Consider the following 16912-nt stretch of genomic DNA (forward strand, 5'->3'; position numbering starts at 1 on the left):
GCGTTTCAAGGGGCACCGTTTGAAAGAAGTTAGCTGGGCTCATGAAATGGCGGCATCCGGAAAACGAAGGCGGGGGCGTAAGGAACGCCTCCTTGAAGCTGAGGAAGCTGGCAGCGTTTCGCCGGTCTGGCCCGGCGTTGAAGGCGGGCGGCTGAAACCGCTTGCGCCGGAGGAGGTAGCGCTGGTGGAGGAAACCGCGCTGTCGCTTCTGGAAACGCTGGGGCTGAGCCAGGCCATTCCGTCCATGATTGACAAGGTCTGCAGCGCCGGCGGGCGGCTGACCGAAGACCGCAGGCTGCTGTTTCCGCGGGTGCTGGTGCACTGGGCCGTGGAGGGCGCGCAGAAGGCGTTCACGCTGTGCGGCCAGGAGCCGGAAAACGATCTGCAGATCAGTGGTGCGCGGGTCCACATGTCGACGGGCGGGGCGGCACCGGGGGTGTTTGACCTCGACACCGGGGCCTATCGCGACTCCACGCTGGCGGACCTCTATGACGCAGCGCGGATTGTCGACCGGATGGAGAACATCCATCATTTCAGCCGCTCGGTGGTGGCGCGCGACATCGAGGACAACGCGGTGATGGATCTGAACACCGCCTATGCCTGCCTGATGGGCACCTCCAAGCATGTTTCGATCTCAATCAGCGCACCGGAGAACGTGCGGCCAATCGCGGAGCTTTGCTACCAAATCGCCGGCGGCGAGGCCGCGTTCCGGGCGCGACCCTTCCTGACGGTGATGGTCTGCCATGTGGTGCCGCCGATGCGCTTTGCCGAGGAGGCCTGCGAGGTGCTGGAGGCCGCCATAAAGGCAGGGTTCCCGGTGCAGCTGATCAGCGCTGGCCAGGCCGGGGCAACCAGCCCCGCCACAATCGCCGGGTCGCTGGTGCAGGCGGTTGCCGAAACATTGGCCGGGCTGGTTTTTGCCCGGCTGGTGGACACGGAGGCCAAGGCGATCTTTGCCCCCAAACCCCTGGTGGCCGATCTGCGCACCGGATCGATGTGCGGCGGCGGCGGCGAGCAGGCAATCCTGATGGCGGGCGCGGCGCAGATGGGGCGGCATTTCGGCCTGCCGGTTTCCTCCATCGCGGGGATCACCGATTCCAAATGCCTGGACGCGCAATACGGCGCCGAGAAATCGCTGGCCGTTGCGATGGCCGCCCATGCAGGGTCCAACATTGTGACCCAGGCAGCGGGCATGCAGGCGAGCCTGCTGGGCGTCAGCCATGCGGCCTATGTCAGCGACAATGACCTGCTGGGCAACATCCTGCGCACAATCCGCGGGGTCGAGGCAACGCCGGAAAACACTGCCGCGGATGTGATCGCCCAGGTGTGCCGCGGCGAAGGTCACTATCTGGGGGAGCAGCACACGTTTGAGCGGATGAAATCAGACTACTTCTATCCGCACATCGGCGACCGCCGGTCTCCGCGCGAATGGCAGGAGGCTGGCGCCCGGCCGGTGGGCGACGCGGCGCGGGACACAGCCCGTGAAATTCTGGGCACGCATTTTCCGCAGCATGTCAGCGATGAGACCGACCGCGCGCTGCGCGCGGTGTTTGATATCCGGCTTTCCCGTGAACAGATTGGCAGGCCCGCATGAGCAACAGCGAACTGAGCAGCCGCGCCCGGGCGGCGCTGCCGGGCGGGGTCAGCCACGAACTGCGCTACCGCGCGCCGCATCCGGTCTTCATCGAACGCGCCTCAGGTGCCGAGAAATGGGATGCGGAGGGGCGCCGCTACATCGATTTCAAGATGGGATCGGCCAGCCAGATGCTGGGCCACGGCCACCCCGCGGTTGTCGAGGCGCTGCAGCGGCAGGCCGACCAAGCGATTTTCAGCGCCGATTGCCACGCGGCCGAGACCGAATGGGCGGAATGGGTCAACCGGTTGTTTCCCTGCGCCGAACGCACCCGTTTCACCGCATCTGGCAGCGAGGCAACGATGCTGGCGATGCGGCTGGGCCGCGCCTGGTCCGGCAAGGATCGGGTTCTGAGGGTCGACGGCCACTATCACGGCTGGCACGACCATGCGCTCAAAGGTGCCAAGGCGGGCAGTTTGCAGGCCGCGTCCCTGGGGGTGCCGGATGCGGTGAACGGCCTGGTGGAAGTCTGCGCGGCCGATCCACAGGCGATGCAAGCGGCCCTGCAGGACAACAGCATCGGCACCGTGATTATCGAGGCATCCGGAGCGAATTACGGTTCGGTGCCGCTGTCCGTGGAAACATTGCGCGCTTTGCATGATGCGGCCCGGGCTGCCGGGGCGGTGCTGATCTTTGATGAGATCATCACCGGCCTGCGCTGGTCGCCCGGCGGGCGGCAGGCGCGCGACAGCATCGTGCCGGACCTGACAACGCTGGCCAAGGTGGTGACCGGCGGCCTGCCGGGCGGGGCCGTTTGCGGGCGTGCGGACCTCATGGAGCTGATGAACAACGCAGCCGCGCGGGACGGGCTGTCGCCGCCGGTCAGCCACAAGGGAACGTTCAACGGCTCCCCGCTGATTGCCGCGGCCGCCTGTGCTGCGATGCCCTTGCTGGCCACCGGAGAGGTGCAGGCACAGGCCGATGCCATGGCAGAGCGCCTGAGGGACGGCCTTAATGCGCGGATGGCGCGGCACGGCATCGTGGGATGCGCCTATGGGGAGAGTTCAACCTGCCATCTTCTGTTTGGGGCAGCAAACCCAGAGGGGCTGAGCCCGGCTGCAATCCGCAACGTGCCGCCTGCCTTGGTGGCGGGCCTGCGCTGCGGCCTGCTGGCGCGCGGCGTGGATCTGATGAGCCATACCTCCTGCGTGACCTCCGCGGCGCATACCCCGGAGCTGATAGACGAGGCGCTGGACGCCTTTGATGCGGTGTTTGCCGCGCTTGTTCAGGACGGAGTGCTGCAATGACCCTGCCATCCCGCGCCCGCACCGTGATCATCGGCGGCGGCGTCATCGGCTGTTCCATCGCATACCACCTGGCCCGCGAAGGGCGGACGGATATCGTGGTGCTGGAGCGCTCCAAACTGACCAGCGGCACCACTTGGCACGCGGCGGGGCTGGTGCGCCGGCTGCGGCCCTCGGCGACGCTGACCAGGCTGATCAACTACTCGATCGACCTGTATGGCGCGCTGGAAGTGGAGACCGGCCAGGCCACCGGCTGGACCCAGACAGGCTCGCTGACGCTGGCGACCAACCCGGACCGGCTGACCAATATCAAGCGCCAGGTGTCGCTGGGCCGTGCCTTTGGCCTGGAGGCCGAGGTGGTGGATGCAGCCCGCGCCAAGGAGCTATGGCCGCTGATCGAGACAAGCGATGTAATCGGCGCGGTCTGGTCGCCAGCGGACGGGCGGGTGAACCCCTCGGACGTGGCGCTGGCGCTGTCCAAGGGCGCGCGGGCGCGGGGAGTGCAGATCTTTGAGGATACTGCCGTTACGGGCCTGCAGAAAACGGGGGGGCGGATTTCCGGCGTCGAGGTGGGTGAGCATCTGATCGAAGCCGACGAGGTGGTCATTGCCTGCGGCCTCTGGTCCCGTGAGGTTGCGGCGATGGCGGGGGCGCATATGCCGCTCTATGCCTGCGAGCATTTCTACATCCTGACCAAGCCGTTGCAGGAGGTGCAGGCGCTCGGCAAGGGCGCGCATCTGCCGACGCTGAACGATCAGGACGCGTTTCTTTATGCCCGTGACGATGTGGAGGGGCTTCTAGTCGGCTGTTTCGAACCGCAGGCCAAGGGGCTGCCCTTGGACCGGCTGCCCAGGGACTTTTCCTTTGACCTCCTGGATGAGGACTGGGACCACTTCATGCCGATGATGGAAAACGCCCTGCGCCGCATTCCGGCCTTGGAGAAGGCCGAGGTGCGAATGCTGTTGAACGGGCCGGAAAGCTTCACCCTCGACAGCCAGTTCATGCTGGGTGAAAGCCCAGAGGTGCCGGGGTTGTTCCTGATGGGCGGCATGAATTCCACTGGCATCGCGCTGGCTGGCGGCGCAGGGCGCGCGATGGCGGAGTGGATCATCGCGGGCGAGCCAACGATGGATCTGAACGAGACCGACATCCGCCGCTTCAGCCCGGAGATGAACGTGCTGGGCGCGCTGGAGGCCCGTATTCCCGAGGTGCTGGGCCGCCATTACGACAACCCCTATCCGGGCCGGTCCATGGAGACCGCCCGCGGCCAGCGCCGCTCGCCCATCCACGCGGGTCTGGTTGCGGCCGGGGCAAGGTTTGAAAGCCGCGGCGGCTGGGAGCGGGCGGTGCATTTCGGCGGCAAGGCCGCGCATCTGCCGCTGACCTTCGGGGTGCCTGCCTGGCGCGATCAGGTGGGCCGCGAGGTGGAGGCCTGCCGCAACGGCGCCGCCATCCTGGACCAAAGCGCCTTTGGCAAGATTTGGGTGCAGGGGCCGGATGCCTGCGCCTTCCTCAACCATCTCTGCGCGGCGCAGATGGATATTGCTGAGGGCCGTATCGCCTACAGTCAGATCCTGAACCGCAAGGGCGGCATCGAAAGCGATGTCACGGTGCAGCGGCACGGGCCGGAGACCTATCTGATGATCGCCGGCGCCGGCGAAGTGGTGCGCGATCTGAAACGGATGCGGGAAACCAAGGGGGATTTCCGCGTGGAATTCACCGATGTGACCAGCGGTTATGCAATCCTCGGCCTGGCGGGCGCTCAGGCCCGCGCGGTGCTACAGGCGACCTCCAACAGTCCTGTGCCGGACCTGAAACGCTTTCAGTTTGGCCCTGTCGAGATCGGCCTGGCGCGCGGCTGGGCCGGGCGGCTGAGCTTCACGGGGGAGGTGGGATATGAGCTTTACATCCCCGCCGACATGGCGATGGCGGCCTATGAGTCGCTGGTGGCAGCAGGGGCAAGCCACGCCGGGCTATACGCCAGCGGCTCGCTGCGAATCGAAAGCGGTTTCCGCGCCTTCGGCCATGAACTGGGCCCCGGCACCACGCCGCAGGAGGCCGGGCTGGGGGCATTCTGCGCCTTTGGCACCGGGTTCGCGGGCGAGGAGGCCTTGAAGGACCATACCCCGGAACGCCGGATCGTCTCGATCCTGTTCGACGACCCGGCGGCGGTCCCGATCCATGACGAGCCGGTTTACTACGGCGGCCAGGTTGCGGGCCAGATCACCTCGGCGGCCTGGAGCTACAAATACGGGCGTTCCGTCGCGCTGGCGATGATTGACACGCCGCTGGACCAGCTTGCCATAGACACCGTTGTCTCTGGCTTTGAGGTCGAAATCGCCTGCACGCGCTTTGCCGCCAAGGCATCGCTGAAACCCGCCAAAGAGGCCTTTTCCCATGACTGACACTACCCGCACCACGCAGGTTGCCATCATCGGCGGCGGTATCATGGGCGTGGCGGCCCAGTTCCAGCTGGCCGAGAACGGCTGGACCGACACGATCCTGTTTGAGAAGGCGGAGCTCACCTCAGGCTCCACCTGGCACGCAGCGGGACAGATCGCCCATGCGGTGGGATCGCGCCTGGCGGGCTGGATCAACAAGACCTCGATCGAAACCTACAAACGGGTCGAGCGGGAAACCGGCCAGAGCATCGGCTGGCATGAGGTGGGCGGATTCCGCATTGCCACCACGGACGATGAGGTCGACTGGATGAAGTCGATCATGGGCGTCGGCAAGCTGCTGGACCTGCCGATGGATCTGGTCGGCCCCGAGGAGGTCGCCCGCGTGAACCCCTTCTACAGGGTGGACGGCGTCAAGGCGGCGGTGCGCACCTATGAGGACGGGCATATTGATCCGTCCTCCGTCACCATGGCATTGGCCGCCGCCACCCGCGCGCGCGGCGCAAGGATCGAGCGGCGCAACCAGGTGCTGGGCGCCTCCCGCAAGGGGGATATGTGGCTGTTGCGCACGGAAAAAGGCGATGTGCTGGCCGAGCATGTGGTGATCGCTGCGGGCTCTTATGCCAACCAGGTCGGGGCGTGGTTCGGGCTGAAAATTCCGTCTGTCAGCTGCCTGCACCATTATCTGGTGACAGATACCGTGCCCGAGTTCATGGACCGCCCCGAACTGCCGGTGATGCGCGACAATGCCTATGGCGGCTATATTCGTCAGGAGCAGAAATCCGGCCTCATCGGCATTTACGAGGGTCATGTCTGCCCCACCGTCTGGGAGATGCCGCAGGGCGCGCCCTGGGCTGCGGAGAATGAGCTGTTTGAGGCCGATTACGACTCCATCGGCGATTTTCTGATGGTGGCGTTTGAGAAGATGCCGGTGCTGGCCGACCTCGGCATCAAACGCGTGGTGCGCGGGGCGATCACCCATACGCCGGACGGCGGCATGCTGGTGGGCCCCTCGGGTGCGCCCAATGTCTGGCTGTCCTGCGGGTCGTCCATCGGCCTTGCCTGGGGCGGCGGCGCGGGCAAGGTGCTGGCCGATTGGATGGTGCATGGCGAAACCCCGATCAACACCCGCGGTCTTGATCCGCGCCGGTATGGCAATTTCTCTACCGATCATTTCATTGTTGAGCGCACCAAGGATGAGTTCATGCGCCGCCATGACACCCCTTGCCCCGGCAAGCAGTTCCAGAGCCTGCGGCCGCTGAAGCGTCACCCGCTGTATGACCGGTTGGCCGCCAAGGGTGCGGTGTTCGGCGAAGTGGCTGGCTGGGAACGCCCGCGCTATTTCGGCGAGGTTGGCGAAGTAGAGCAGATCGGCTGGGGCCACCAGCCCTGGCACGCCAACGCCATGGCCGAGGCCAAGGCGACGCGTGAAGCGGCAGGTGTCATCGACCTCTGTGCCTTTGCCCAGTTCGAGATCACCGGCAAGGACGCAGGCAAGCTGCTGGACCGCCTCTCGGCCAACAAGATCCCGGCCAAGGACGGCCGGATGAGCCTGAACCACCTGCTGACCGAAAAGGGCCGCTTCGAGACTGAGATCACCATCTGGCGCATAGCTGAGAACCGCTTTTTCACCGGCTCGCCCATCGCCCGCTGCAACCCGGACTTCGATTGGATCAAGTCGCACATCCGTGACGGCGAAGACGTGCAGATGATCAACCGCACCCACGACTGGGGCATGCTGGCGCTTTCCGGCCCGGCCTCGCGCCGGATCATGGCAGAGCTGACGGATGCGGACCTCACGAACCGGGCGTTCCCCTGGCTGTCCGGGCAGGAGATCACCGTGGCCGGCATCCCGTGCTATGCGCTGCGGGTCTCTTTCGTGGGCGAACTGGGGTGGGAGCTGCACGCGCCGTTGGAGCAGGCCGGCGAACTCTACGACGCGCTGTTTGCAGCTGGCGAAAAACACGGGCTGACCGATCTGGGGTCTTATGCCTTCAACGGCATGCGGATGGAGAAGGCCTACCGTGCCTCCGGCGAGCTGACCACCGACGCGGGGCCGCTGGATGTGGGGCTGGAGCGGTTTGTGGCGGCGGAGGGCCGGGAGTTTCTGGGCAAGGAAGCCTTGCTGCCCCGCGATCCGGGCTGGGAGCTGTTCTACGCGGAACTGTATTCTGACGGCGTTGATATCCACGGCGGCGAGCCGGTGCTGCGGGAGGGAAAGCCCGTCGGCCTGACCACCTCCGGCGGTTATGGCTACACGGTTGGCAAATCGCTGGGCTGGCTGTTTGTCCGCAAGGGCACCCCGCGCGAAGGGCTGACCGTGCAGATCCTGAACCGGGAATTTCCCGTCACCATCCATGTTGAAGCAGTTTTTGACCCGCAGAACCTGCAGCCCCGATCCGAGGATTGAGACCATGACCAAAATCAACAGCATGATCACCGGAGGCGAGGCCGTCTACCGCGTTCTTAAGGCTAATGGCATCGACACCGTATTCGGCCTGCTGGGCGGGTCAATGCTGGAGCTGTACGACGCGATGCATCAGGGCGGCGAAATCGCCTATGTCGGTGCACGGGATGAGCGCGCGGCGGGCCATATGGCTGACGCCTGGGCGCGGATGACTGGCAACCCCGGAGTGGTGCTGGGGGCGCAGGCGGGACCGGGCGTGGTCAACATCGTGACCGCCGTGGCCGAGGCGCAGCTGGCCTATTCGCCGCTGGTAGTGATCGCTGGAGCCATCACCCGGGCCGATCAGGCCAAGGACACCTTTCAGGAGGTCGACCAAGTGGCGCTGTTTGCACCGGTCTCGAAACGCTCGGTCATGGTCAGCGATCCTTCGCGCCTGGCGCCGATGCTGGAGGACGCGATCCGGCTGGCCAATTCGGGCCGCCGCGGGCCGGTGGTGCTGCATGTGCCGCGTGACCTGTTTGCCGCCGAAGTTGCGCCCATAGACCCCAAGCCAGTGAACATCGCCCGCCCGGGGCCTGCGGCGCCGGAAGACATCAGCGCCATTGCGGCCATGCTTTCCACCGCAAAACGTCCGGTAATCTTCGCGGGCGGCGGGTTCAAATGGGGCCAGGGGCGCGAAGCGCTGACTGCCCTGGCCGAAACCCTGGAGGTGCCGGTGGTGGCCTCGACCGGCCATGCCGACGTGATGCGCCACGGCCATCCCTGGTTTGCAGGCCAGGCCGGGCCGCGGGGCAACCAGGTGGCCAGCCGCCTGACCAAGGAAGCCGATGTGATGGTGGTGCTGGGCGCGCGGCTGGGTTTCAACTCCACCTTTCACAGCAACGACTATGTCGGCGCGGAGACACGCATCGCCCATGTGGACATCGACGGCTCTGCCGTGGGCCGCTATTTCCCGGCGGAGATCGCGGTTCAGGCCGATGCCCGGCTGACAGCCGAAGCCTTGACCGCAGCGGCATCGAAACCGGCGGCGGATGAATGGCGGGCAGCCTTCAAGGCGGATATGGAAAGCCTTGCCGAAGAACGTGCGGAAGAAGCGCGGATCGCCACTCTGCCGATGCACCCGCGCCGGGCGCTGGCAGAGATCCGCGCCGCACTGCCGGAAAACGCTATCGTTACGCTCGACACCGGCAACACCTGCCTGCAGGCCGCCGACCGGCTGGCGCATTACGAGCCGATGAGCCTGATCACGCCGCTGGATTTCGGCCTGGTCGGCTTTGGCCTGGCGGCGGCCATCGGTGCCAAGGCGGCCGCACCGGAGCGCCCGGTGGTGGCGGTGATGGGCGACGGTGCCTTGGGTTACACGATGATCGAGATCCAAACCGCCATTCAGCACAGGCTGCCGGTCATAGTAGTGGTCCTGGATAACGAGGCCTGGGGGGCCGAGAAGGCTTATCAGCAGGAGTTTTACGGCGGCCGCCTGCTCGGTGCGGAGATCACCTCGCCGCGCTATGACAAATTTGCCGAGCTGTGCGGGGGCAGGGGCATCTGGGTCGAGGGTCCCGGCGAAATGGGCCCGGCGCTGGAGGCGGCGCTGGCCAGCAATGAGACCACCATCATTCAAGGCAAGATTGATCCGGGTGCGCTGATGACGCTGCGCAAGGATCTGTTCAAGGCCCCGGAAAATACCCCGCAGGAGGACTGAGACCATGACCACCTGGGACACGATCATCATCGGCGCCGGCAACGCGGCCTTTTGCGCCGCCCATGCCGCACGGGAAAAGGGGGCAAGCGTGCTGATGCTGGAATGCGCGCCCGAGGCGGAAAACGGCGGCAACTCCCGCTATACCGCAGGCGCCATCCGCTTTGCCTATGACGGGGTGGAGGACATCCGCGCGCTGTGCCCGGACCTGAGTGAAGAGCAGATCGCCATCACCGATTTCGGCACCTACACGCAGGAGCAGTTCTTTGACGACATGTTCCGCGTGACCCGCTACCGCACCGACCCGGCCCTGTGCGAACGGCTGGTAACAACCTCTCGCGAGACGATGCACTGGATGCGCGGCAAGGGCATCCGCTTCATGCCGATCTACGGGCGGCAAGCGTTCAAGGTCGACGGAAGGTTCAAGTTTTGGGGCGGGCTGACGCTTGAGGCCTGGGGCGGCGGCCCCGGCCTGGTGGATGCCCACACCAGAATCGCCAAAGAGGCCGGTGTCGAGATCCGTTATGAAACCCGTGCCGTGGAGATCTTGACCGACGGTTACGCGGTGACCGGCGTCAAGGTCCGCCACAGGGGGGAGCTTCAGGATTTGCGCGCGAATTCCGTGGTGATTGCTTCAGGCGGTTTTCAGGCCAGCCCGGAGATGCGCACCCGCTACCTCGGCCCCGGCTGGGAGATGGCCCGGGTGCGCGGCTCCCGCTTCAACACCGGCGAAGGCATCAGGATGGCGATGGCGGCGGGCGCCTCCACCTATGGCAACTGGTCGGGCTGCCACGCGGTCGGCTGGGACTACAATGCGCCGGAGTTCGGCGATCTGGATGTCGGCGACGGTTTCCAGAAGCATTCCTACCCCTGGGGGGTGATGGTGAACGCCACGGGCCGCCGGTTTGTCGATGAGGGCGCGGATTTCCGCAATTACACCTATGCCAAATACGGCCGGGTGATCCTGAACCAGCCTGACCAGTTCGCCTGGCAGGTTTTCGACGCCAAGGTCACCCATCTGCTGCGTGACGAATACCGCATCAAGCGGGTGACCAAGGTGACCGCGCCGACGCTGGAGGAGCTTGCGCACAAGCTGGAAGGCGTGGACCCGCAGGGCTTTCTCGATGAAATCCGCGCCTACAATGCGGCAGTGGACACCACCACGCCGTTTGATCCGAACGTCAAGGATGGCCGCGGGGCGCGGGGGCTGGCGGTGCCGAAGTCCAATTGGGCCAACACCATCGACGAAGGCCCGTTCGAAGCCTACCAGGTCGGTTGCGGCATCACCTTTACTTTCGGCGGCCTGAGGATCGACCCGGACAGCGCGCAGGTCCTGGACAACGATCTTGCGCCGATCCCCGGCCTGTTCGCGGCAGGGGAACTGGTCGGCGGCATTTTCTATTTCAACTATCCTGGCGGGACCGGCCTGATCAGCGGATCTGTTTTCGGCCGACTGGCGGGGGCGCATGCCTTTGGCGGATAGGGGCAGCTGGCTTGCTCAAACGGAGACGGCAAGCAACCGGACAACAGCCGCTCAAACCGCCCGTTTGGCTCAGGTGTCAGCGCGGTGCTGATGTCTGGGTTTGGCGGGAGGACTGGAGGGAGACTATGCCAATAGTCCAACTTCCCGCTGTTGCCCAGCAACGAAAGGCCGGGAACGGCCACTGTTGCCGAAACAGGCCTGGGCGATCCGCGCGGCTGGAACTGGCGGGCAACCTGCGTGATCTTGCACTGTTCAACGTGGCATTTGATAGCAAACTTCACGGATGCAATTTGGTCAAACTGGCCGTCAGTGACTTGGTAAGGGATGATCGCGTTTGCGACAGGGTGTCAGTGATCCAGAGCAAATCCTAGCGGCCCGTTCAGTTTGACCTCCCAGAAAACTCGCAGGATACCATTGCCCCGTGGGCCAAGCCGCCGAAAATGACCGGCCACTGTTTCACGCACCCCCGCGCCGCGAACTCCCTTTCATTGCAGTTGGTCTTCCGCATGAAATCTCGCGATCCCGTGCGCAATCAGTTTCTCAATAAGCGTGCTGTCTCCAGAACATTGGTTGCCGGAAGTAGCGAAACCTCATGCTCTGCCGACCGGCCGCCAAACAGAACCATGACCCTAAGACGATCTCCCTTAGTACTCATTCACACGCTCCTTTTGCTTGCCTCAAGTGCCTCGCCTGCAGGCCCAGATTTCCGGTTCCGCAATTTCATGATCAACAGTGTGGCCGACAATTGGACCACGGCAAAAATGGCCATGGCCGTCAGCAGCCCAAGCATATCAGCAAGCGCGCCGCTTGCGATGACAGGCAGTGAGAACCCTGAATAGGCATAAACGAACAGGCCTGCGGTGGCGCGTGCGCGGTCGTCAGGAGCGCGCAATGACACTTCTGCCAGTGATGCAAGATACGTGAAGCCATAACTCGCTGCGCTGGTGATGCAGGTTCCGGCAAGGACCAGGATCAGCAGTTTCAGCCAGACACCGGCCAAAAGCACGAGGAAGCCGAGCGGGATCAGGACGAACCCGAGGGTGAGCGCCTGATCGTTTGTCATTCGCCGGGCGATGGGCTGGCAAAGAAAGCCCACGAAAATGGCGAGGAAAATCACAAGACCGGTCCAACCGCCGAGGCCATTGGCCGCCAGTTGCAGAGGCACGACAGCAATGGTCATGCCGGTCGTGGACCAAGCCAGCGCCATCGCGGCACCAAACATCCATGTGCCCGGCGGAAAGACCGGCAGCCGCAGAAGCGAGACAGGTTTCGGGCGGTCCGCCTTGGGCAAGGCAAAGGCGGCCACCGCCAAGGCTGGCGCCGCTGCAAACAGAACAATATAGCTGACCGGCATCAGCGTCGCGCCCTGAACCGCCAAGCTTATACCGGTTGCGAGGGCGCCGCCGCCGAAACCAAGTGACGTTGCCGATGTCACAACCAAGGCCGCATTTCGTGCGCGGCCCGCACCGAGAATTTCAGCCATGTAAGCAGCCCCGGAAGTGGTCGCCAGACCAGTTCCGATACCTAAGAAAAACCGCGCGGCCACAAGACTTGCCCAGTTAGGGGATTGCACCAGTACTGCTGTTGCCGATGCGCCGAGGATCAGGGCCAGCGCAATGGGAATACGCCGCCCAATCCGGTCCGACAGTCCCCCTAGCAGCAACAGCGTTGGCATGAGACCGCCAGCATAGGCAGCAAATGCCACCGTCACAGCCGTGGCGCCGGCACCGCTCTCAGCCGCATATACATCGTAAAGCGGAGCTTGAAGGTTCACGGCAAAGGTGACGGTGAACAGGCTCGCGGCAAGCAGGCAGGAAGAGATGAAGCGCGGCATCCGGTGACCCTTATGGATTGACTTTGTTCCGGATTGCCATGAGGTTTCCTGTATGACAATTTTTCTATTGTACTAATGACAGTGGGCGCATGAAGAAGCCTCGATACGTGCGTCTTGCCGACATGCTCGCCAACGCGATCCAGGACGGGAAACTGGTCCCTGGCTCCAAACTGCCGACACACCGGGCATTTGCTGAAAAATCCGGTGTCGCTCTGGCGACGGCAACACGCGTTTACAAGGAACTGGAGCAGCGCGGCCTGGTTGCCGGCGAAGCCGGCCGCGGCACATTTGTGCGCGATCCCGGCCTGCCGGTGACGCTTGGCGTCCATCAGACCGCTGCCGAGGGCGTCACTGACCTTGTCTTCAACATGCCGGGGGATGCTGCCGACGCCGGCATGCTGCGCAGCGGATTGCGGCGGCTGGCAACTGCAGGTGATCTGGAAGCGATGCTGCGCTATCAGCCTCATGGCGGGCGGCTGCACGAACGCCGGATCATTGCCGAAAGCCTTGCCCCGGGCCTGGGCCGGGTTGACCCTGAATGCCTGCTGGTCACATCGGGCAGCCAGCATAGTTTGGCAGTCACTTGTTTGGGGCTTTTCCGGTATGGCGATTTGATTGCAGCAGATACACTCACCTACCCCGGTTTCAAATCCGCCGCGGCTTTACGCGGTCTTAACCTCCTCCCGGTCGAAGGATCGCAGGGAGTGATGGACCCTGATGAACTTGAGCGGTTGTGCCGATTACGGGAGGTTCGCGCCGTTTACCTGATGCCGACGGTCCATAGCCCCTTGGGATCGGTCATGGATGAGGCAACACGCCGCCGCCTTCTCGACGTTGCACAGCGGAACGACCTGCTGATTATTGAAGACGCCGCCTATGCGTTCCTGGAGCGAGACCCGCCGCCCAGTTTCTATTCCCTGGCACCTGACCGGACAGTTCACATCGGCGGGTTTTCAAAGAATCTCGCGACAGGGCTGCGTCTGGGATATGTGATAGCCCCTGCAAGCCAGACCCTGCCACTCCTGGAGGCCATCCGTGCGACGACTTGGAATGCTCCGGCGCTGATATCTGGTTTGGTCGCGGGCTGGATCGAAGACGGGACTCTGCAGGTGTCTGAAGAAAACCGCAGGCGCGATGGAGCGGCGCGCCAGTCTGTCTTGCGGAAAGTTTTCGGTACGCTGCCCCTCCAGTCACATCCTAATGCGGGCTTCGCCTGGATGCCGCTCGAGAAAGGTGTTCGTGCTCAACCTATTGTCACGCGCTTGAAGGAGCACGGTCTCTCGGTGTCCGGCGCGGAGCCGTTCGCAACCACTACCGCAGCTCCGCAGGCGTTAAGGCTCGCCTTTGGCGGAATACCGAAGACTGAGCTGGAAGGCGTGCTGAACACGGTCCGGGATGCGGTATGCATTGACCAGGCCGGCTAGGGTCAGGACCCTGCAATACGGGAATAGTGGGTCCAGAGCCTAAGATCGCTAGATGCTATCGTCGGCATATGTTGCAGCAAAGGACCGGAAAGTCCTGCTTTCCAACTTGCCGCATGTCCCGTTCTGAAGGCCCGGTTCGCCTCAGAACAGCCTGGCAGCCAGCGATCCAGTATTGTGTAAGGTCTGCTCCAGTCTACAGCGCAGGGCCTATTCAGCCCGGCGTCAGATGGTCACGGAAACGGCCCGCCGCCGGTCTTCTGCAGGCGTTCCAGAAACACCTCCAGATCCTCCGCACTGTCCAGCGGTTCCATCGCCTGTTTGATCGCAGCACCGTAGATCTGCCACATCTGCAGCCGCAGCGCAGCGCCGGCCTCTGTCAGATGCAACAGCTTGCCGCGGCGGTCCTGTTCGAACACGGTTTCGCGCACCAGCCCCTGTTTCACCATCTGCGCCAGAATGCGCGACAGGTTGGACTGCTCAAACAGCAGGTTGCGGGTCAGCTCATAGGCCCGCACACCCTCCGCCCCGGCCATCTCGATCCCCCACAGCACGTCATACCACCTGAGCGGCGGCAAACCCGCCGCCCGCAGCTTGGCCTCCATGTCACGGTGGGTCTGCCGGTGGGCGCGGTTCAGCAGGATCCAGATTGCGGTTTCGCGTGGGCTGGGCGTCATCACGTCTTCACGAGTTGGTGAACAGGGCTGCAGTTCCGCCGTTGCCGGTGGATGCGCCAAAATAGATGTCATAGCATCCATCCCGGATCAATCGCATCCTCACGTAACAAGAGCCGTTCCCGGCCCAACCCCATCCGACAGGAAAACTGCCATGATGACCAGGATTGCCTCCCTCGCCGCCGCTGCGCTGCTGGCCGCCCCCGCTGCCTTTGCCGCCACCACCTACAAGACCGATCAGGGCCATACCGAGGTCAAATTCAGCTGGAGCCACGCCGGCGTCTCAATGCAGAGCGGCGAGTTTACCGACGCCCAGGGCACTCTGGTGCTGGATCCGGAAAACCCCGAAGCCTCCACCCTGAATGTGACCATCAAGGCGGACAGCGTCGCCACCGGGTTCGGGCCGCTGGACGACCACCTGTCCAGTGCCGACTTCCTGGAGGTCGCAACCTACCCCGAGATCACTTTTGTCAGCACCGGGATCGAGAAGACCGGCGACAAGACCGCCAAGGTGACCGGCGATCTGACCATTCACGGCACCACCCAGTCCGTGGTGCTGGATACCACCATGACCCACCTCGGCCCGCACCCGCTGGGCGGAGCGATCGAATACTACCAGGGCGACTGGGCGGCGTTTGAAGCCACCACAACAATCGACCACCAGTCCTTTGGTGTCGGCGGCTTCTCCACCGGGCCGATCACCATCCAGATCGTCAGCGAACTGAAGGCTGAGTGATTTCTGCCCAGCCAGTGCATCAGGCGGTGCACGGGGGGTGTACAGGGGGTGCATACATGTCACCCCCCTCCCCGGCTCGGATTTGAAGACAGCAAAAAAGCCCCGGATGTGTCCATCCGGGGCTTTTGATTTTCTGCTCTGCGCTTCGGCTCAGCCGCCGAAGTCGTCCAGCATGATGTCCTCGCGGTCCACACCCAGATCCAGCAGCATGTTGATCACCGACTGGTTCATGATCGGCGGGCCGCACATGTAGAATTCGCAGTCTTCCGGCGCCGGGTGGTTCTTGAGGTACTCCTCGAACAGAACGTTATGGATAAAGCCGGTGTAGCCTTTCCAGTCGTCCTCCGGCTGCGCGTCGGACAGGGCGACGTGCCAGTCGAAGTTGTCGAACTCCTCGGCCAGCTGGTCGAAGTCCTCGACAAAGAACATCTCCTTCTTCGACCGCGCACCGTACCAGAAGCTGATCTTGCGGTCGCGGTTCTCCAGCCGTTTCAGCTGGTCGAAGATGTGGCTGCGCATTGGCGCCATGCCGGCACCGCCGCCGATGAACACCATTTCCTTCTGGGTCTCGCGGGCAAAGAACTCGCCGAAGGGCCCCGAGATGGTGACTTCGTCGCCCGGCTTCAGGTTGAAGATGTAGGACGACATCTTGCCTGCCGGAATGTCGCTGCTGCCCGGCGGCGGCGAGGCGACGCGGACGTTCAGCATGATGATGCCCTTCTCGTCCGGGTAGTTCGCCATCGAATAGGCGCGCTCGACCGGCTCATCCACAACGGATTTGTACTGCCACAGATTGAAACGATCCCAATCCTCCCGGTACTCCTCCTGAATGTCGAAGTCGGTATAGGCCAGCTGGTGCGCGGGCGCTTCGATCTGGATGTAGCCGCCGGCGCGGAAGTTCACATCCTCGCCTTCGGGCAGTTCCAGAACCAGCGCCTTGATGAAGGTCGCCACGTTGTCGTTCGACCGCACCTTGCAGCGCCATTTCTTGACGCCGAAGACCTCTTCGGGAACCTCGACTTCCATATCCTGCTTGACCGCAACCTGACAGGACAGGCGGTCGCCGCAAGACGCCTCGCGCTTGGTGATGTGGCTTTCCTCGGTCGGCAGGATAGAGCCGCCGCCGGAATGCACACGCACCCGGCACTGGGCGCAGGTGCCGCCGCCGCCGCAGGCGGAGGGGACAAACAGTTTCTCAGCCGCCAGCGTCTGCAGCAGCTTGCCGCCCGCAGGCACCGAGATGGTTTTTTCACCGTTGATGGTGATGTTGACGTTGCCGGACGCGACCAGGCGGGAGCGGGCGGCCAGGATGATGGCCACCAGCGCCAGCACGATCAACGTGAACAGGACAACGCCGAGCGAGAAAGTTTCCATAACTTCAG

11 protein-coding genes are annotated in these 16912 nt (G+C 63.9%); 8 read left to right on the plus strand and 3 right to left on the minus strand.

Annotated elements, in window-relative coordinates; genetic code table 11:
• Positions 1–46 precede the first annotated feature (46 nt).
• The 6 genes from GC1_RS21205 to tcuA are packed head-to-tail and all read left to right on the plus strand — an operon-like array spanning position 47 to position 10865.
• Entirely contained in the window at positions 47–1594 is a 1548-nt protein-coding gene (locus tag GC1_RS21205; protein ID WP_019296961.1) for a trimethylamine methyltransferase family protein, read from the plus strand.
• The gene (locus GC1_RS21210; RefSeq protein ID WP_019296960.1) at positions 1591–2880 is read left to right on the plus strand and encodes an aspartate aminotransferase family protein; all 1290 of its coding nucleotides are present in this window, start codon (positions 1591–1593) and stop codon (positions 2878–2880) included. Before GC1_RS21205 ends, GC1_RS21210 begins: the two co-directional genes overlap by 4 nt.
• The gene (locus GC1_RS21215; protein ID WP_019296959.1) at positions 2877–5282 is read left to right on the plus strand and encodes a GcvT family protein; all 2406 of its coding nucleotides are present in this window, start codon (positions 2877–2879) and stop codon (positions 5280–5282) included. The genes GC1_RS21210 and GC1_RS21215 overlap by 4 nt, the downstream gene beginning before the upstream one ends.
• A complete protein-coding gene (locus tag GC1_RS21220; RefSeq protein ID WP_019296958.1) occupies positions 5275–7686 on the plus strand; it encodes a GcvT family protein in 2412 nt (803 codons plus the stop codon). The genes GC1_RS21215 and GC1_RS21220 overlap by 8 nt, the downstream gene beginning before the upstream one ends.
• Before the next feature lie 4 nt (positions 7687–7690).
• Complete coding sequence (locus tag GC1_RS21225; protein ID WP_019296957.1) at positions 7691–9385, plus strand: thiamine pyrophosphate-binding protein; 1695 nt, start codon at positions 7691–7693, stop codon at positions 9383–9385.
• 4 nt (positions 9386–9389) lie between these two features.
• Positions 9390–10865, plus strand: a complete 1476-nt coding sequence (gene tcuA / locus GC1_RS21230; RefSeq protein WP_019296956.1) for an FAD-dependent tricarballylate dehydrogenase TcuA — start codon at positions 9390–9392, stop codon at positions 10863–10865.
• A gap of 655 nt (positions 10866–11520) precedes the next feature.
• Here tcuA and GC1_RS21235 read toward each other — a convergent pair.
• The gene (locus GC1_RS21235; protein ID WP_019296955.1) at positions 11521–12699 is read right to left on the minus strand and encodes an MFS transporter; all 1179 of its coding nucleotides are present in this window, start codon (positions 12697–12699) and stop codon (positions 11521–11523) included.
• Between the two features lie 89 nt (positions 12700–12788).
• On the opposite strand from GC1_RS21235, the gene GC1_RS21240 reads away from it, so the two are divergent.
• Positions 12789–14123: an aminotransferase-like domain-containing protein gene (locus GC1_RS21240; protein ID WP_036762285.1), complete on the plus strand. Its 1335-nt coding sequence runs from the start codon at positions 12789–12791 to the stop codon at positions 14121–14123.
• Between the two features lie 230 nt (positions 14124–14353).
• Here GC1_RS21240 and GC1_RS21245 read toward each other — a convergent pair whose 3' ends face one another.
• The gene (locus GC1_RS21245; protein ID WP_019296953.1) at positions 14354–14797 is read right to left on the minus strand and encodes a MarR family winged helix-turn-helix transcriptional regulator; all 444 of its coding nucleotides are present in this window, start codon (positions 14795–14797) and stop codon (positions 14354–14356) included.
• Positions 14798–14948: 151 nt separating this feature from the next.
• On the opposite strand from GC1_RS21245, the gene GC1_RS21250 reads away from it, so the two are divergent.
• Entirely contained in the window at positions 14949–15530 is a 582-nt protein-coding gene (locus GC1_RS21250) for a YceI family protein (protein WP_019296952.1), read from the plus strand.
• A gap of 150 nt (positions 15531–15680) precedes the next feature.
• Here the strand turns inward: GC1_RS21250 and nqrF are convergent, their stop codons facing one another.
• Positions 15681–16904 carry an NADH:ubiquinone reductase (Na(+)-transporting) subunit F gene (nqrF, locus tag GC1_RS21255; RefSeq protein ID WP_019296951.1) on the minus strand — a complete coding sequence of 408 codons (1224 nt, stop codon included), beginning with the start codon at positions 16902–16904 and terminating at the stop codon, positions 15681–15683.
• Positions 16905–16912: the final 8 nt, after the last annotated feature.

The organism is Leisingera sp. ANG1 (genome assembly GCF_000203975.2).
Lineage (GTDB): Bacteria > Pseudomonadota > Alphaproteobacteria > Rhodobacterales > Rhodobacteraceae > Leisingera.